This window comes from Streptomyces sp. NPDC043952, assembly GCF_056435325.1.
On sequence record NZ_JBWKES010000058.1, the window covers coordinates 1 to 17,296 of the forward strand.

A 17,296-nucleotide genomic window follows, 5' to 3' on the forward strand; every position below is an offset into this window, starting at 1 on the left:
GACGGGCAGAGCGCTTGGTGGGGGAGAAAGGGGGGGGGTCCCTTGGGGTTCGCCCCCCCGCCATCACGCCGGTGGCGGCCGGCGGTCGCCTACCGGGGGGCGGAGACCGAGGTGTCGATGGTGCTCAGCGTGATGACCAGGCCGCTGGTGAGGACCATTCCGGCCAGCACCCGCGCGCGGGCGCAGGCCCGGTTGCGGCCCTTGAGGGTGATGCCGCCCGCCGCGTCCTGCTCGTCGGCGGTGCTCCCGGCGGTGTCGGCGGCGGTGGCGGTGAGGTCGGTGGCGGCGGCGAGGTTCTTGTCCATGAGGTGATCCCCTTCGGATGGACCCGCGTGGGAGGGGCGGGAGCGGAGGTGGAGGAGGTGCGGAGGTGCGGTGGTCAGTTGCCGTACCGGCCGGGGTGGGCCAGGAGCAGGGCGGACGGCACGGTGCCGGGGTGGGCCAGGCGGAGCAGTCCGTAGCCGATGCCGGCGAGACCGGTCAGCAGGCCGGGGGAGGGAACGTGGTCGGGGGTGGCGCAGCGGTGGCCCTGCGCCTCGACGAGCGCGAGCGCCTGGCCGGTGCGGAGGGTGAGCGCTTCGGCGGCGGGGGCGTCGCCCCGTTCGGCCAGGACGGCGAGGGCGTCCAGCGTGCCGAGGGCACCCTGGCCGAGGCTGAGGTCGGGGCCGACCTCCGCGTCCCGCAACCGGAGCGAGAACTCGGCCGCGGGGGAGGGGGTTTCGGTGAGCGCGGCGGCGGCCGCCACTCCGGCGAGCCCGCGGGCCCACGACGGATCCGGGTCCGAGGCGGCCCCAGCCCGCCGGACCGCGCCGCCGAGCAGGGCCCGGCCCGCGCTCGCGTGCGCCGCGGACCGCGCCGGCCGCGCGGCGGCGTACCGCAGCAGCGCCCAGCCGATGCCGGCGGCGCCGTCCGCGAAACCGCCGTCCGCGAAACCGGCGTCCGGGGTGTCCGAGAGACCGGTGTCCGTGAGACCCCTGTGCGCGGGTCCGGCGTCCGTGAGTTCGGTGTGCGCGGGCCCGATGTCCGTGGGTCCGGTGTCCGCCGCGGGCCCCGCCGTCCGGCACAGCCGGTCCGCCAGGGCGTCCGCCAGTTCCAGCGCGCCCGGCGTCCCGGTCGCCTCGTGCACGGCGACGGCGGCGGCCAGCGCCCCTGCCGTACCGCCCGCCAGCCCCGGCTCGGTGCAGCCGGCCGCCGCGTGGCCGAGCGCGGTGAGCGCGTCCGGCAGGCACGGGGCCAACTCCTCGCCCAGCAGTGCCGAGAGCCGGACCAGGGCGTAGCAGATGCCGCCGAGACCGTCGTAGGCGCCGGGGCCCGCCGCCGCGCCCAGCTCGGGGTCGGCGGCCAGGGCCGTCAGCAGGGCGGGCAGCGGCCGTACCGCCTCCCGCGCCAGCGCGGTGTACCGGTCGGCGCCGGTCAGCGCGCCGGTGTGGGCGAGGAACAGCGCGACCCCGCAGTAGCCCTGCGCGAGCCCGGCGCCCATCGGCAGCACCGCCCAGTGCGGGCCCGAAACCCGTTCCAGACCGAGCCAGTTGGCGCGACCGCCGTCACGGACCGCACGGGCGGCGATGTCGTCGGCGATCCCGCACACGGCGGCCAGCAGCCGGGAGGCGTCGGGCACGACGGCCGGTACGGGCGCGACGGCGAGCGCCGACCTCGGCCGGTCCGCCGGGTCGCAGGCGCCCCGCGCGGCCAGGGTCGCCGAGACGATCCACTCCTGGTCGCGGCAGTCGATCTCGTCCATCCGCGCGATCTTCTTGCGCACCGCGGCCAGGCTCGCCTCCGGCAGCACGTCCGCCAGCCAGGTCCCGTCGGCCGCCCGGACCCCTGTGCCGGACGGCCGATGGGTGAACAGGGGGATGTCGCCGCGCCACAGGTCCGCCGTCTCGTGCTCGATGAGCCGCGAGCGGGCCCGGTCGTGCGCGGACTCGGTCCACAGCACCGCGAACACCCCGTCGCGGGCGAGCGCGTCACCGAGCAGCGCCGGATGCGTGGACTCCTCCAGCAGGGTCGCGTACAGCCGGGTGGCACGGGCGATCAGCCGCGCCGGGACGTCGGCCCCCGCCGCCAACGGGCCCTCGTCGCCGGTGAGTTCGCCGCCGTGCGCCGCGATGGCCGCGTACGCCGTGCGGAAGCCGTCGAGCAGCGCGGCCCGGTGGTCCGCGCCGTCCAGCGGACGGCCGTCCGGCACCGGCTGGTTCTGCCCGGCCGGGCTGAGCAGCGGCCCCCGTACGGCGCGCATGGTGTCGCGACCGCTGTCCGCCCAGTGCAGCCCCTCGCTGGGGAAGGTGCCGTCGGTGGAGCGGCCCAGCGCGGAGATGTCCAGCGCGCCGTGCTCGCCGATCAGCAGATGGGGCAGCAGGCAGGTGCGGTGCACGGAGGTGTGCAGGGCGTCCGCCGCCGGGTCGGCGCCGGCCGTCATGGCCTGCCCGAGCCCGGTGTGCAGCAGCGTCTCGGCGTCCACCAGGACCGGCTGGTCGCCGCAGGCGATGACGTTCTCGTAGTGCATGTCGGCGCCGTCCACCGCGTAGAGCAGCGCGAGCAGCACGCCCTGGCGGCGGTAGAAGGCGTCGGTCTCGGTCACCGACCGGCACCAGCGGTGGGCGACGAACTCCAGCCAGCCGTACCCCTCCCGGCGCACCGTGCGCGCGGTGCGCAGCGCGAGATCGGGGACCTTGGTGTCGAGCCAGGCCGCCAGCTCGTCCAGCAGGGCGTGCTGGCCGAGCGGTCGCGGCTTGTACACCACGCGGGCGCCGTCCGCGAAGCGCAGCACGGCCACCGACCGGTTGCCCTGGTGGGCGTCGCCGAGGCCGAGTTCGACGCGGGCGAGCGCGCCCGGATCGCGGCCGTCGAGGAGCGTGCCGACCAGCTCGTCCCGGTCGGCGTGGAAGCGGGCCGCCAGTTCGGCCGCCGCGTCCAGCGCGTCCAGCGCGGTCTGCCCGAGCATCCGGGCCAGCACCGGGTAGGCGCCGAACAGTTCACCGAGTCCCCGCCGGGTGCCCGCGGCGGCGACGAAGGACGCGAACCGCTCCCGCGGCGTCGCCCCCGCAAGCCGCCCCGCGCGCCGGGCCCCGGCGAGTTCCCGTACGAGGGTACGCGCGGCCAGCCGCACCAGCTGCGCTGTCAGCCAGGCCCCGAACTCGCCCTGCCAGACGCCCCGTTCGGCGCCGGGCGCATCCGGCAGCAGCGCGGCGAGGCGTTCGGCCGCCGGGGTGACGAGCGGCCGTACGACATGGGCGAAGACCTCGGCGCCCGTGCCGTCCGTGGCCGGCTCCTCGGGGTGCTCGGGGGCGGCGGCCAGGGCCGTCTCCGCGTACCGGGCCCAGCGGGGCTTGGCGGCGCGGGCCGCGAGCCGCTCGGCGGGCTCCGCCGCGAGGGCCGCCGCCGTGGCGCCGTCCACCCCGAGGTGCGCGAGCCGCAGCGCGAAGCCCTCCGCGTCCCCGGCGGCCCAGGGGGCGCGCACGGTGGTGTCGGGGTCGGCGGGCGCGGCCGGTCGGCCGGGGGCGGCGAGGCGCTCCGCGAGGGACAGCGCCGGGGCCCACCAGGCGAGCGGCAGGCCGACGCTCCGGGGAGCCGGGAGGCTGGCGGTCTCAGTCACGTCACCGAAGGTCCCAGACGGGGGCCGACCCCCACATGGGGAAGTGACCCCCATATTCTCCCCAGGCCCTCCCCAGGGGTGGGGGCGCGCACCCTCGCGCATGGGGAAACCGCAGGTCGGCGCCGTACTCCCCAGAACCCGTACGACCGTCCCCCACGGGCCCCTACGACCACCCCCCGGTCCCTACGACCACCCCCCGGCCCGTACGACCGCCATCCGTACGCCCCACCACCCATCGGCGCCCCCATGTGCCGGGGCCGGTGGCCCGCGTGGGGGGGGCGCGGCCTCCCGGCCACGTGCCGCACCTGCCCCTACGGGCGCCGCACGCGCCCTTACGGGGGCCCGCATCTGCCCTTACGGGGACTGCGCCCACCCTTACGGGGACTGCGCACACCCTTACGGGGCCGTGTACGCCCCTACGGGTGCCGCCGCGGGCCCTTACGAGAGGCGGTCCCCACCGCCCGGTAGTGGACCCGCGCCGGAAAGGTGGGGACCGACTACCGATGCCCGGCCCCCGGCGACGGCGGCAGGGTGTGCGTCGTACCCCACAGACCGCCCGCGGTGCTCACCACCGGGCGAACGACCTTGCAAGGAGCAGAAGATGGGAGTTCCCGTACCCGTCGGCGTGGTCGCCCTCGACCCGGTCCTGGAGGCCGGCACCCGCAGTACCCTGCTCGCCTGCCCGGAACTCGCGGTGTGCGAGCCGGCCGACGCACGGGTCGCCGTGCTCACCGTGGACCGGCTCGGTCCGGCCGAACTCGACATGGTGCGCACCACCCGCGCCCACCGCACGCGTCCCGCCGTCGTCCTGGTGGCCGGCGCGCTCGCCTCCGGAGACGCCCTGCACGCCCTCGCCGCCGGCGCCCGAGGCCTGCTGCTGCGCCGCGAGGCGGACGCCTCCCGCCTGGCCCACGCGGTGCTGGCCGCCGCACGGGACGACTGCACCGTCCCCACCGATCTGCTCGAACAGGTCCTCGACCAGCCCGGAAGGGCCGAGCGGGGCTGGGCCGGCGGATCGCTCTCCGACCGCGAACGCTCGGTGCTGCGCCTGGTCGCCGACGGACACGAGACGGCGGAGATCGCCCAGCAACTCGCCTACTCACCGCGCACCGTGACCACCGTCGTGCACGACATCACCCAGCGGTTCCGGCTGCGCAACCGCGCCCACGCGGTCGCCTACGCGCTGCGGGCGGGCCTGCTGTGACCGCCACCCTGACCGCCGCACCCGGAGCGACGGCCACCACCCTGCCCCTGCGCATCCTGCCCTCTCCGGGCGCGGACCGGGTGCGCGCCCTCGCCCACCGTGCCGGCCTCGACTGCGCGATCGGCCACGGGCGGCCCGGAACCGTCACCGTCCTCGTCACCGACGACGCCGAACGGGCGCTGCGGAGAGCCCCGTCGAGCGGCCCGCTGCTGCTCGTGTGCGACACGGTGGGCCGCGCCGGGCTGCTGGAGGCGCTGCGCACCGGGGCCGTGGCGCTACGCAAGGCGGACCTCACCGAGGAGAGCCTCACGGCGGCCGTCCGCCGCGCCGGGGCGCCGCACCCGAGCATCCCCTACCCCGAACTGTCCCACCTGCTGACCACCGGCTCCGAGCCCGGCTCCCGCCCCCCGCACGAGGACCGGCCGCCATCCCTGACAAGCCGTCAGATGTCGGTGCTGCGGCTCATGGCGGAGGGCCACGGCAACGCGGGCATCGCGCAGTTGCTGCACTGCTCGGAGCACACCGTGAAGAACGTCGTCTACGAGGTCATGGCCCGGCTCGGCGCCCGCAACCGGGCCCACGCGGTGGCGCGCGCGGTGCGCCACGGGCTGATCTGAGATGCGGCGGACACCGGCCCGAGGGCCCTCACGCGCCGGGATCCGGCAGCAGCCGCGGCGTGATGCGCTCCTCCACGGCCCGGTCGCCCTCCCGGCGCACCACGTACGCGCCCTTGCCCGGCAACTCCGCCACCGCCTCGACCAGTTCGGTGCCCCGGTAGACCAGGCCCACCCCGTCGTCGGTGCAGTGCGCCGTCGGCAGGGTGCCGTCGGCGACCAGCCGGTGGATCAGCGGACGCCGGCCCGGATCGGTGTCGTAGTGCACCCCGTTGCCGTACGGCAGCAGCCCCAACGCGTTGGTCACCGGCCGCAGTTCGGGGCCGAAGGAGTCCGTCGCGCCGCCCTCGAACCAGCAGATGGAACCCGCGCTCACCCCGGCGAGGACCACCCCCGCCCGCCAGGCCCGGCGCAGCACCGCGTCCAGGCCGTGCACCCGCCACACGGCGAGCAGGTTGGCCACCGAACCGCCCATCACCCAGACCACGTCGTGGTCCAGGACCGTGCCCTCGACGTCCTCGACGTTCGGCATGGGGAACAGGTGCAGGGGCGTCAGGTCGAAGCCCGCCACCCGTGCCGCCTCCGCCATCCGCGCGGCGACGTGTTCGGCGTCCCCGATCGCGGTGCCGACGTACAGGATGCGCGGTCGTCTGCCGTGCACACCGGAGAGATCGACCGCGTGCCGGACCAGGGCGTCGAAGACCACCCGAGTGCGTGCGGCGGCGCGGTGTCCTCCGGAGGTGGCGACGATGGTGGGTTCCGGGGCGGTCACGCGGTGATCGTAGCGCGGGGAACGTGCTCCGGACGTGGGGAAATCGTGAAGGCGGGCGTCCGGAGAGAAGACGCGGACAACGCGGCGGGGACCGGTCGCCCGACCGGTCCCCGCCGTCTTCGCGCGCTCCGCCTCCCTGGCGCCCTCACTCGCGCCGCAGTGCCACGGCCGCCGCGTACCCCGCCGGGACGAGGACGTCCCGCAGGGTCCAGTCCGGGGCGGGCGGCACCGGGCGCGGTCCGGTGCCGACGTGGTCCAGGGCCGGAGCGCGCACCAGCCCCGTCCCCAGCCCCTTGAGGTACGCCTCCTTGCGCACCCAGGTCCGGGTGAACGCCGCCTGCCGCTCGTGCGCCGGGAGCAGGGCCAGCTCCGCGACCTCCGCCGGGTGCAGCGCGCACTGTGCGCTGCGCACCGCCTCCACGGTGGCCACGCCCTCCACGTCGACCCCGACCGGTGCGCCGGCGAGCGCCACCAGCACCAGGTTTCCGCTGTGCGACAGGGAGAAGTGCACCCCCGAGGCACGCAGCGCGGGCCGCCCGTGCGGGCCCCCGCAGCCCGCGCACGGCTCCCGCATCAGCGGCAGCTCGTCCGCCGGGACCCCCAGCAGGGGGCTGAGCAGGGCGCGCAGCGTCGCATGCGCGATCACATACGCGTCCCGGTCGCGGGGCCGCCGGAAGGCACGGGCCCGCGCCCGCTCCTGCGCGTCCAGCAACTCCTGGGCGCGCAGCAGCGATCGGTCGTCCTGGCCGCCGACCTCGGCCAGATACAGCTCCAGCGGCCCGCGCAGCGCTCGGCGGCCGACGGCGTACGGCGGGTACGGCGGACCGGGCAATTCGAGCCGGGCGGGGCACAGGGGACCGGGGTCCGAGGCCGAGGCCGAGGCCGACAGCGGGACGCCGGTCGGTCCGGTCGTCCCGGTCAGTCCGGTCAGTCCGGTCGGTCCGGTCGGTCCGGTCGGTCCGGTCGGTCCGGTCGGTCCGGTCGGCCCGGTCAGCCCGGCCGGTCCGGTCGGTCCGGTCGGCACGGGGGCGCCGGTCGCCCCGGCCGGCAGGGGGTGCCGGGGAGCCCCCGCCATCGACGGTGCACGGGAAGCGGTCGCTGCCGCCGGCGTGCCGGAAGCCCCGAGCGTCGGTGGTGTGGGGGAAGCCCCCGCGGCCGGTGGCGTGCGGGGAGCCCACGTCGCCGGTGGCATACCGGAGGCTCCGGCCGTCGGCGGCGCGGGGAAGGCCCCCGCGGCCGGTGATGTACGGGGAGCCCCGGCTGTCGGTGGTGTGCGGGGAGTCCTCGTCACCGGTGGCGTACCGGAAGCGCCGGCAGCCGGGGATGTACGAAAAGCCCCCGTCGTCGGCGGTGTGCCGGAGGCCTCGGCAGCCGGTGGTGTACCCGAAGTCCCCTCCGTCGGCGGCGCGTTGGCCGGCCCGGCCGGCAGCAGGGCCGGCCGGATCTCAGACATCGGCCCCGGCGAGCCGGCGGCGCAGACTCAGCGGGCGCATGTCCGTCCAGACCGCGTCGATGTGGTCCAGGCACTCCTGCCGGCTGCCCTCGCGGCCCTCCCGGTACCAGCCGGCCGGCAGCTCCCGGTCCGCCCGCCAGATCGAATACTGCTCCTCGTCGTTGCGCACCACGAGATACACGTCCTCGCCGCCGGTGCCGTTCGCGGAGTCGGGTTGCGTCACGGTGAACCTCCCAGGTGATGGGCCGGCCACGGATCAGGGTCCGGCGACGCAAGAGTGCCCGGCCCCCGCCCCGCCGGGTCAGGGACGAACGCGCCGCAGCGGTGGCACCCGTTGCTGCCGGATCTTCCCTGGTGACCGATGGCCCCGGCGCGGGACCGTGCTGTCCGGTCGCGGGCCGCCCGGCACCCCGGAAACCCCGGCCCACGCGATTGCCCGCGCACCCCGTTTCGGAAGGAGCACGCGATGTCGGACGAGCACGCACCTGTCCTGCTGCCGGGCGGAGGCTGGCGGCTGTGGGAGCAGTTCGCGCTCCGCGGCCCCGGCTTCCCCGCCGACGGCGTGCTGCGCCTCGCACCGCCCTCGCTCGCCGAGGCCGCCGACAAGTTCGGGCCCGGCGCCGAACTGTCCGGACCGGAGTGGGAGGCCTTCGCCGCGGACCTCGCGGCGGCCGCCGTGGACACCGCGCGCCACCTCCAGGAGATCGCCGCCCAGCCCCGCTTCCAGGCGGCGCTCGCCTGGCAGAACCCCGCCGTCCTGCGCACCGGCATTGCCCCGTTCCTGCGCTGGACCCCGGCCGCGGACAGCCGCAGCAGCATGCCCCGGCAGCGCGAGGAGCTGGTCGCGCACTACTGGCAGCGGTTCTGCGTGAAGAACGACACCATCGGCTTCTTCGGCCCGGTCGGCTGGGGCCGCTGGGACCTGACCGGCCGGGGCGGCGTCGCCGTGCGCCCCGGCGACGGCTTCCTCGCCGCCGGTGAGGTGTACTTCTCCGGCTGGGCGATCGACGCCCTGGCGAAGGTGCTCGCCGCGGACAGCGCGCTGATGCGCTGGATCCCGCCGCGCCGGGTGTCGTTCGTGCGCTGCGCGGACGGCACGGTCCAGGTCCCCGGCCGACCCGCCCGCCAGGCCGGCGCCCGCGAACGCGCCGTACTCGAACGCTGCGACGGCACCCGCCACCTGCCCGCCATCGCCGCCGAACTGGACCTGTCCGAGGAAGAAGCAACCCAGGCTGTACGGGAATTGATGTCCCGCCGCTGGGTGCAGTGGCGACTGGACGTCCCCGCCGCCACCCACCCCGACCGCGCCCTGCGCGACATCCTGGAACGCGTCCCCGAACAAGCCCCGCGCGAGCGGGCGTTGGAACGGCTCGCCGTACTGGAGCGCGGCCGGGACGCCGTGCGCTCGGCCGGCACCGACGCCGCCGCGCTGACCGCCGCGATCGGCGCGCTGGAGGCCGACTTCGCCACCCTGACCGACAGCGAGGCCCAGCGCGCCAAGGGTGAACGCACCGCGCCCTGCCGGGGGTTGGTGTACTCCGACGCCCGGCGCGCCGCCACCGCCAGCACCGGCGCCGCCCTGCTGGCGCACCTCGAACCGCTCCAGCTGTGCCTGACCGCCGCCCGCTGGATGACGAACCGCTTCGCCGAGGCCGTCCGCGCCCGGCTGCGCACCGTGTACGAGCGGCTGAGCGCCGACGGCGCCTCGGTCGACCTGGGCACCCTGTGGCTGCACACCCTGCCCTCCCCGCACCCCGACGCGGGCGACCTCATCGACGCGATCCAGGCCGAACTGCGCGCCAAGTGGGCCCGCGTCCTGGAGCTGCCCGAGGGCGTCAGCCGGGTCCGGCTGGCCACCGACGAGCTGGCCGACCGGGTGCGCCAGGAGTTCGAGGAGCCCGGCGACGGCTGGTCGCTCGCCCGCTACATCAGCCCCGACGTCCTGGTCGTCGCGGACGACGAGGCCGCCCTCGCCCGCGGTGACGTGGACCTCGTCCTCGGCGAGATGCACTGCGCGCTGAACACCATGGGCGCCTCCCTGTTCGTGCACCAGCACCCCGACCGCGACGAGTTGCTCGCCGAGACCACTCGCGACTTCCCCGGCCCGCGCCTGCTGCCCATGCTGCCCAAGGAGCTGCCCCTGAAGTGGTCCACCCGCAGCCGGCCCTCCCTGGACCGGCCCGAGGACCACTACGTCGCCCTGGTCGACCAGACCGGCGACCCGCACCGCCCGCGCACCGTGCTCAGCGCCGACGTCCGCGTCGAGGACCGGGCCGGCCGGCTCACCGCGGTCCTGCCCGACGGCACCGCGTACGACGTGCTCGACGCCTACGCCAACACCCTCACCCAGCGCGTCATGGACCGCTTCACCCTGCGCCCCGAGGGCGAGCACACCCCGCGCATCACCCTCGGCCGGATGACCGTGGCCCGCGAGACCTGGCAACTGCCCGTATCCGACATGGACTTCGCCGACGAGAAGGCGGAGGCCGCCCGGTTCGTGAAGGCCCGGCACTGGCAGCGGCGGCACGAGCTGCCCCGGTTCGTGTTCGTGGTCTCGCCGGCCGAACCCCGGCCGTTCTACGTCGACTTCGACAGCCCCGTGTACCTCACCATCCTCGCCAAGGCCGCCCGCAGGCTCGCCCGCAAGGACCCCGGCGCCCGGCTCAAGGTCAGCGAGATGCTGCCCACCCCCGAGCAGGCCTGGCTCACCGACGACGAGGGCCGCCGCTACACCTCCGAACTCCGGTTCGTCGCCGTCGACCTGACCGTCACCGGTGCGGAGGAGAGCTGATGCGCACGGTCGCCGACGACATCACCGCGCACGCCCTGCGCCACCCCTGCCGCGTCGCCCTCGACACCCCGGCCGGTGAGGTGACGTACGCCCGACTGGCCGCCCGCGTCGAGGAGATCGCCCGTCTGCTGCGCGCCCGCGGCGTCCGTCCCGAGACCGTCTGCGCCGTGGCCGTCGAGCACGGCCTGGACGCGGTCGCCGCCATGGCCGCCGTGCTGCGCTGCGGTGCCGCCTTCCTCACCCTGGACGTGAGCCAGCCCCGCGACCGCCTCGCCTCCTTCGTCCGCAGCGCCGGCGCCCGGCTGCTGCTCACCCACTCCCAGCGCGCCCCGGCACTCGAACTGGGCATACCCACCGCCCTGTTGGACCAGGAGCAGCCGCCTCCGGACGGCCCGCTCCCGGACCCGGGCGCCGACCCCCATGCCCTCGCCTACGTCAGCCACACCTCCGGCAGCACCGGCGAACCCGGCGCCGTACTCGTCGAACACGCCGCTCTCGACGCCTATCTCCGCGACACCGCGACGGCGTTCGGCCTCGGCCCGGACACCGTGGCCCTCCAGATGGCACCGCTCGGCTACGACGCCTCCATCCGGGACACCTTCGTACCGCTGCTCGCGGGCGCCCGGCTGGTGATCGCGGACCGCGCCCGGCTGCTGCGTCCCGCGGAGTTCGCCGCCACCGTCAGCGACCACAAGGTGACCGCCCTGCTCAGCGTCACCCCGTCCTTCCTCACCCACCTGGGCGGCCAGACCGACCTGACCGAACCCCTCGCGGGGGTCGCCCTGGTCGCCTCCAGCGGCGAGTCCCTGCGGCCCTTCCTCGCCGCGGGCGGCCGAAGCCTCGTACCCGGCCGGCTCGTCAACCAGTACGGCCCCACCGAGTGCACCATGACCACCACCCGGCACGACGTGCCCGCCGCCCCCGACCCGACCACCGACCTCGTCGGCACCCCGCGCGCGGGCACCGTCGTCCGCGTCCTGGACGCGGCCCTCGCCCCGGTCCCCGACGGCACGGTCGGCGAGGTCTGCGTCGGCGGCGCCGGAGTGACCCGCGGCTACCGCGGCCAACCCGCCCGCACCGCAGCCGCGTTCGTCCCCGACCCCCTCGGCCCGCCCGGCGCCCGCCTCTACCGCACCGGCGACCTCGGCTACTGGGGCCCCGGCGGCCTGCACTACACCGGCCGCACCGACCGCCAGCTCAAGATCCGCGGCTACCGCGTCGATCCCGCCGAGATCGAGGGCGCCCTGCTCTCCCATCCGGGCGTCACCGGCGCGGTGGTCACCCCGCACACCGACGACCTGGGCCGCGTCCACCTGCTCGCCCACGTCACCGGCGCCCTGTCGGACACGACGGACGCCACCCTGCGCCGCCACCTCGCCCGCACCCTGCCCCCGCACCTGATGCCACGCCGCTTCGTCCGCCTCCAGACGCTCCCGACGACCCGCGGCGGCAAGGCCGACCGCCGGGCACTGGCGGGCGGGAGGCCGGTATGAGTACGACACGGCTGGGGTCCGGAACCGGTACGACCGTACTCGGGGCCCGTACGGGTACGACGGCAGCTGCGGCCCGTACGGGTACGACGGCAGCCGGGTCCCGTACGGGTACGACGGCAGCCGGGGCCGGTGCGGCCACGGCAGGAGTCGGGACCGCGGGGAGCACGGCCGTACCCGGAGCCGGTGCCCGCGTGTCCGCACACGGAGCCGGTACGCGCACGACCGGGACCGGCCGGATGCCGGCAGAGGCCGCCGCCTGGGCCTTGGGCAGGTCCGACCTCCTCGCCGCCGCCTCCCGTATCGCGCCGTACACCGTCCGTACCCCTCTCCTGCCCGGCCCGGTGACCGCGGCGCACGGGACGGGGCTGCTGCTGAAGGCCGAACACCTCCAGCTCGGCGGCTCGTTCAAGATGCGCGGCGCCGCCAACGCCGTCCTCGCGCTGGGCGCCGGCCGGGTCGTCACTGGTTCCTCCGGCAACCACGGCATCGCCCTCGCCCGGCTCGCCCGCACCCTCGGCATCCGACTCACCGTCGTCCTCGCGGCGGGCGCGCTGCCCTCGAAGGCGGCCGCCATCCGCGCGCTCGGCGCCGAGACGGTCCAGGTGGGCGGGGGAGTGGCGGAACGGGAGGAACGCGCCCGCGCCCTCGCGGCCGAGCAGGGCGCCGTCCTCGTACCCTCCTCCGACCACCCCCTGGTCGTCGCCGGACAGGGCACCGTCGGCCTCGAACTCCTCGCCGCCGCCACCGACACGGAGACGGTCTACGTCCCCACCGGCGGCGGCGGACTCCTCGCCGGCCTGTGCCTCGCCGCCGCGGACCACCCGGTCCGCGTGGTCGGCGTCGAACCCGCCCTCACCCCGCGCTACGCCCGCTCCCTGGCCGCCGGCCACCCCCTGCGACTGCCGCCCTGCGCCACCGTCGCGGACGGCCTGCGCGGCCAGAGTCCCGGAACCGTGCCCTACCCGATCATCCGGGACCGCGCCGACGAACTGATCGCCGTCGGCGACGCGGAGATCCTCGCCGCCACCGCCCTGCTGCACCGCCTCGGCGTCGACGCCGAACCCAGCGGAGCCGTCGCCCTGGCCGGCGCCCTGCGCGCCGGCCGCCGCGAACGCGCCGTGGCCATCGTCTCGGGCGGCAACACCCCCGCCCGGCTGCGCACTTACCCGTCCGGCCCCACCGACACCCGCACCCACATGGAAACGAAGGAGCCCACGCCATGACCCCCAACGCCACCACCGCCGCCCCCGTCGTCACCGCCGACCTGCTGGTCGACATCTTCCGGGACGTGCTGCGCCTGCCCGACCTCACCGCCGAGACCGACTTCTACGAGGCCGGCGGCGACTCGCTCACCGCTTTCCAGATCACCGGCCGGCTCCAGGAGATCGTCGGCGCCGACGTCCCGGTCTCCCTGGTCTTCGCCTACCCGACGCCCCTGGAGCTGGCCGAGGTCGTCGCGGCCGACTACGGCGCCGCCTGACCCGCTCTGCGCCGCCCCGCCGCCCGCCCACCCGCGCTCGCCAAGGAGAGCCGTGCCATGACCGAAGAACTCGTGCCGTCCCTCGGCCGCTGGCGGCTGTGGGAGCAGTTCGCCCTGCGCGGGGCGGGCTTTCCCGCCGACGGCGTGCTGCGCCTCGCCCCGCCCAAACTGGCCGAGGCCGCCGACAAGTTCGGCGCCGGCGAGCCGCTGGAGGGCCCCGAGTGGACCGGCTTCGCCCGCCTCTTCGCCGAGGCGGCCGTGGAGAGTGCGCACACCTTGCAGGACATCGCCCGGACGCCGGCCTTCCGGGAGGCGGTGGCCTGGCAGAACCGGCCGGTGCTCGGCTCCGGGATCGCCCCGTTCCTGCGCTGGACCCCGACGGCGGAGGGCCGCAGCAGCATGCCGCGCCAGCGCGAGGAACTGGTCGCGCACTACTGGCAGCGGTTCTGCGTGAAGAACGACACCATCGGCTTCTTCGGCCCGGTCGGCTGGGGCCGCTGGGACCCCGGCACCCCGGCCGTCGCCGTGGACCCCGGAACCGGCCTGATCGCCGAATCCTCCGTCTACTGGGCGAGTTGGGGGATCGACGCCCTCGCGAAGACGCTGGACGCCGATCCCGCGCTGCGCGAGTGGATCGCCCCCCGCCGCGTGCCCTACCTCGGGCTGGACGGTGACCGCGTCCGCGTGCCGGGCCGCCGCCCGATCACCGTGTCCGCCGAGACGGCGGCCGTGCTCGCCCGCTGTGACGGCGCCCGCCCGGCCCGGTCCATCGCCGCCGAACTCCCGGACACCGACGTCCCCGCCGTGCTGGCCGACCTGGTCGCCCGCCGCTGGGTGGTCTGGCGCCTGGAGATCCCGGCCGGCACCCACCCCGACCGCGCCCTGCGCGCCTGGCTGGAGACCGTCGGCGCACCCGGACCCCGCCGACGCGGACTGGAGGCCCTCGACCGGCTGGAGCGGGGCCGCGCCGCGGTGGCGGCGGCCACCGGCGTGGAGGGCCTCGTCCAGGCCCTCACCGCGCTCGAAGGCGACTTCACCGAACTCACCGCCACCGCCGCCGTACGCGAGAAGTCCGCCTCGACCGCCCCCTGCCGCTCCCTCGTCTACTCCGACACCCGCCGCTCCGCCACCGCCCGCCTCGGCCCCGCGATGCTGCAAGCCCTGCGCCCGCTACGGCTGTTGATGGACAGCGCCGCCTGGCTCACCGCCCAACTCGCCGCCACCGTCCGGGAGGAGACACGCCGCGTCCACGACCGCCTGGCCGCCGAAGGCCCGGTCGACCTCGCCTCCTTCTGGTTCGCCTGCCTCCCGGTGCTGCACGGCGCCGCCCGCGCCAAGGCCGCCGAACTGCAAGGCGAGTTCGCCGCCCGCTGGCACCACATCCTGGCGGTACCGGAGGGCGCCCGGCAGGTGACCGCGGCGACGGCCGACATCGAGACCGCCGTACGGGAGCGGTTCGCGTCCGGCGGCGACGGCTGGACGGCGGCCCGCTATCTCAGCCCCGACATCCTGATCGCGGCCGAGAGCACCCAGGCGATCGAGCGCGGCGACTTCACCCTGGTCCTGGGCGAACTCCACCTGGCCGCCAACACATTGGGCGCCTCCCTCTTCACCCACCAGCACCCGGACAGCGGCCAACTCCTCGACCTGACCGACCGCGACCACCCCACCCCCCGCCTGCTGCCCCTGATCCCCAAGGAACACCGCGCCCGCCTCTCGGCCCGCGTCCGCCACACCCTCGTACGGCCGCAGGACCGCCAAGTCGCCCTCGCCGACTTCACCGGGGACCCCGCCCGGACGATCCGCAGCGCCGACGCGACCGTGCACAACCGGGCCGGCGACCTCGTCGTCCGCCTCCCGGACCGTTCCGAATTCCCCGCGCTGGACGTCTTCTCGCACGTCCTGACCACCCTGTCGATGGACCTCTTCCAGCTCCTGCCACAGGCCGGACACACCCCCCGCGTCACCCTCGACCGCCTGGTGGTCGCCCGCGAGACCTGGCGCCTGCCGGCCGCGCACGCGTCGTTCGCCGACGAGAAGGACGAGGCCCGACGCTTCGTGGCGGCCCGCCGCTGGCGCGCCCGACTGGGCCTGCCCCGCTACGTCTTCGTGGTCTCCCCGACCGAGTCCCGCCCCTTCTACGCCGACTTCGACAGCCCCGTCTACGTCACCATCCTCGCCAAGGCCCTGCGCCGCCTGGCCCGCAAGGACCCCTCCGCCACCGTCACCCTCACCGAGATGCTTCCGACCCCCGAACAGAGCTGGCTCACCGACGACCAGGGCCGGCGCTACACCTCCGAACTGCGCTTCGTCGCCTTCGACACCACCCCGCCGCGATAACCGCACTTCATTCCCGACACTCCGTCACCGATGGTGATCGCGCAACTGCGAACTGTGGTCAACTGTGCCTGGTCGTCGGGCAACGGGCCCGAGATGTCCAAGGAGAGTTCATGCAGAAAGTTGCTGTGGGCAGGCGAATCGCCTCCGCCGTCGCCACCGCGTCCCTCCTCGGCGCGCTCGGCGTCGCCGGTGCGGCACCGGCCCTGGCGGCGGTGCCCGCGCCGCTGAGCTTCACCATCGACTACACGAGGAACACCTCCATCCCGCAGACGCCCAGCCTGGGCGCCGGCTTCGCCGGGAACGGCCCGGTGTTCGACTCCTCGGGCCGGGTGATCGGCCGGACCTTCGACACCTGCGGCATCGACGGCGTCGAGGGCCCGACGCGGATGGACGCCGACTGCGGCGCGTACGTCGTCTTCAACAACGGTGACGAACTCGACCTGAGCACCCAGGCCGTGATCGACGCCAACCCGATGGACTACCCGTACCGCTTCAAGGCCGTGGTCGAGGGCGGAACCGGCGAGTACAACGGCGCCCAGGGCGAGGCCACCGTCACCGCCGAGCGCCCCGGTGTGTACAAGGTGGACGTCAAGTTCACGTGACGTCGTGAACCGAGGAGCCGTAAGGCGTGGTCCTGCGGCTCCTCCTCCGCCTCCCGCAGTCACACACGTTCCAGTACGTCAGGAGCTTCGGTGGAGCCCTCTGCCCCCACGTCGGCCGTCGCGGTCGCCGGGCCCGGCGTGGGACACGCCCCCGCGGACCCGCCGCACCCCCTCGCCTTCCGCCCCCTCCGGCGCCCGCGCCCCCGCCTGGCCGCGTATCTCCGGCTGGCCAAGCTCGGGATGGTCGACTACTACCTCAGCCTCCCCGTCGTGGCGTCGCTGACCGGCGCCCGCATCCTCCACACCTCGTCCTGCGCGACCCTCGCGGCCTTCCTGCTCGGCGAGTTGTGCCTGGTGGGCGCGGCGGTCGCGTACGACGACATCACCGGGTACCGGGACGGCAGCGATGCCGCGAACTACGGCACGGACGCGGCGGTGCGCCGGCTCGCCCGCAAACCGCTCCTCGCCGGCGCCCTCACGGAGGCGGACGCCCTCCGCTTCGCCCGCGCCGCCCTCGCCGCCGGTGTCCTGTGCTGGACGGCCGCGCTGGCGCTCGCGCCCCACCGGCCGCTGTGGGCCGTGCTCGCCGTCGCGGCCGCCGGTGTCCTCGTCCCGCAGTACTCCTGGGGCCTGCGCCTCGGCTACCACGGGCTCCAGGAGGTGTTCCTCGCCGCCGTCGGCTGGGCCTTCGTGCTGCCGCTGTACGGCCTGCTCACCGGGCGAGCCACCGCCTTCGCCGCCGTGGAGGCGTTCCTGTTCGGCCTCGGGCCGCTCCTCTTCGGCGTGTACTCGAACACGAACGACATCGCCGGGGACCGCGGGGGGGGGGGGGGGGGGGGGGGGGGGGGGGGGTGGGGGGGGGGGGGAGGGAGAGGGGGGGGGGGGGGGGGGGGGGGGGGGGGGGGGGTGGGTGGGGGGGGGGGGGGGGGGGGGGGGGGGGGGAGTGGGGGTT

General features: G+C 75.9%; 13 protein-coding genes. 8 read left to right on the forward strand and 5 right to left on the reverse strand.

Annotation, left to right across the window (positions count from 1 at the left end; translation table 11 throughout):
• Positions 1–89 precede the first annotated feature (89 nt).
• Together AC069R_RS33295 and AC069R_RS33300 are read right to left on the reverse strand one after the other, a co-directional pair.
• Entirely contained in the window at positions 90–305 is a 216-nt protein-coding gene (locus AC069R_RS33295; protein ID WP_478770436.1) for a hypothetical protein, read from the reverse strand.
• Positions 306–379: 74 nt separating this feature from the next.
• Positions 380–3,595 carry a type 2 lanthipeptide synthetase LanM family protein gene (locus AC069R_RS33300; protein WP_478770437.1) on the reverse strand — a complete coding sequence of 1,072 codons (3,216 nt, stop codon included), beginning with the start codon at positions 3,593–3,595 and terminating at the stop codon, positions 380–382.
• Positions 3,596–4,196: 601 nt separating this feature from the next.
• Here AC069R_RS33300 and AC069R_RS33305 point away from each other — a divergent pair.
• Positions 4,197–4,799 (forward strand): LuxR C-terminal-related transcriptional regulator, encoded by a 603-nt coding sequence (locus AC069R_RS33305; RefSeq protein WP_397982620.1) that lies wholly within the window; start codon positions 4,197–4,199, stop codon positions 4,797–4,799.
• Positions 4,796–5,416 carry a helix-turn-helix transcriptional regulator gene (locus AC069R_RS33310; protein WP_478770438.1) on the forward strand — a complete coding sequence of 207 codons (621 nt, stop codon included), beginning with the start codon at positions 4,796–4,798 and terminating at the stop codon, positions 5,414–5,416. The genes AC069R_RS33305 and AC069R_RS33310 overlap by 4 nt, the downstream gene beginning before the upstream one ends.
• A 28-nt stretch (positions 5,417–5,444) precedes the next feature.
• Here AC069R_RS33310 and AC069R_RS33315 read toward each other — a convergent pair whose 3' ends face one another.
• The 3 genes from AC069R_RS33315 to AC069R_RS33325 form a co-directional block, all read right to left on the reverse strand.
• Positions 5,445–6,185, reverse strand: coding sequence for a Type 1 glutamine amidotransferase-like domain-containing protein (locus AC069R_RS33315; protein ID WP_478770439.1), 741 nt, complete (start codon positions 6,183–6,185; stop codon positions 5,445–5,447).
• Positions 6,186–6,330: 145 nt separating this feature from the next.
• Positions 6,331–7,209, reverse strand: a complete 879-nt coding sequence (locus AC069R_RS33320) for a 4'-phosphopantetheinyl transferase family protein (protein ID WP_478770440.1) — start codon at positions 7,207–7,209, stop codon at positions 6,331–6,333.
• A gap of 421 nt (positions 7,210–7,630) precedes the next feature.
• A complete protein-coding gene (locus AC069R_RS33325; protein WP_397982616.1) occupies positions 7,631–7,861 on the reverse strand; it encodes an MbtH family protein in 231 nt (76 codons plus the stop codon).
• Between the two features lie 243 nt (positions 7,862–8,104).
• On the opposite strand from AC069R_RS33325, the gene AC069R_RS33330 reads away from it, so the two are divergent.
• The 6 genes from AC069R_RS33330 to AC069R_RS33355 all read left to right on the forward strand — a co-directional run bounded on the left by AC069R_RS33330 (position 8,105) and on the right by AC069R_RS33355 (position 16,344).
• Positions 8,105–10,429, forward strand: a complete 2,325-nt coding sequence (locus tag AC069R_RS33330) for a lantibiotic dehydratase (RefSeq protein ID WP_478770441.1) — start codon at positions 8,105–8,107, stop codon at positions 10,427–10,429.
• A complete protein-coding gene (locus tag AC069R_RS33335) occupies positions 10,429–11,922 on the forward strand; it encodes an amino acid adenylation domain-containing protein (RefSeq protein WP_478770442.1) in 1,494 nt (497 codons plus the stop codon). The genes AC069R_RS33330 and AC069R_RS33335 overlap by 1 nt, the downstream gene beginning before the upstream one ends.
• A 236-nt stretch (positions 11,923–12,158) precedes the next feature.
• A complete protein-coding gene (locus AC069R_RS33340; protein WP_478770443.1) occupies positions 12,159–13,145 on the forward strand; it encodes a threonine ammonia-lyase in 987 nt (328 codons plus the stop codon).
• The gene (locus AC069R_RS33345; RefSeq protein ID WP_478770444.1) at positions 13,142–13,402 is read left to right on the forward strand and encodes an acyl carrier protein; all 261 of its coding nucleotides are present in this window, start codon (positions 13,142–13,144) and stop codon (positions 13,400–13,402) included. Before AC069R_RS33340 ends, AC069R_RS33345 begins: the two co-directional genes overlap by 4 nt.
• Before the next feature lie 57 nt (positions 13,403–13,459).
• Complete coding sequence (locus tag AC069R_RS33350) at positions 13,460–15,742, forward strand: lantibiotic dehydratase (protein ID WP_478770445.1); 2,283 nt, start codon at positions 13,460–13,462, stop codon at positions 15,740–15,742.
• Between the two features lie 110 nt (positions 15,743–15,852).
• Positions 15,853–16,344: a hypothetical protein gene (locus AC069R_RS33355; RefSeq protein WP_478770446.1), complete on the forward strand. Its 492-nt coding sequence runs from the start codon at positions 15,853–15,855 to the stop codon at positions 16,342–16,344.
• Positions 16,345–17,296: the final 952 nt, after the last annotated feature.

What these genes read in the sequence shown, in the direction of transcription:
- AC069R_RS33295 (WP_478770436.1), bottom strand. Translation starts at nt 305, where the DNA reads ATGGACAAGAACCTCGCCGCCGCCACCGACCTCACCGCCACCGCCGCC.
- AC069R_RS33305 (WP_397982620.1), top strand. Translation starts at nt 4,197, where the DNA reads ATGGGAGTTCCCGTACCCGTCGGCGTGGTCGCCCTCGACCCGGTCCTG.
- AC069R_RS33330 (WP_478770441.1), top strand. Translation starts at nt 8,105, where the DNA reads ATGTCGGACGAGCACGCACCTGTCCTGCTGCCGGGCGGAGGCTGGCGG.
- AC069R_RS33335 (WP_478770442.1), top strand. Translation starts at nt 10,429, where the DNA reads ATGCGCACGGTCGCCGACGACATCACCGCGCACGCCCTGCGCCACCCC.
- AC069R_RS33340 (WP_478770443.1), top strand. Translation starts at nt 12,159, where the DNA reads ATGCCGGCAGAGGCCGCCGCCTGGGCCTTGGGCAGGTCCGACCTCCTC.
- AC069R_RS33345 (WP_478770444.1), top strand. Translation starts at nt 13,142, where the DNA reads ATGACCCCCAACGCCACCACCGCCGCCCCCGTCGTCACCGCCGACCTG.
- AC069R_RS33350 (WP_478770445.1), top strand. Translation starts at nt 13,460, where the DNA reads ATGACCGAAGAACTCGTGCCGTCCCTCGGCCGCTGGCGGCTGTGGGAG.
- AC069R_RS33355 (WP_478770446.1), top strand. Translation starts at nt 15,853, where the DNA reads ATGCAGAAAGTTGCTGTGGGCAGGCGAATCGCCTCCGCCGTCGCCACC.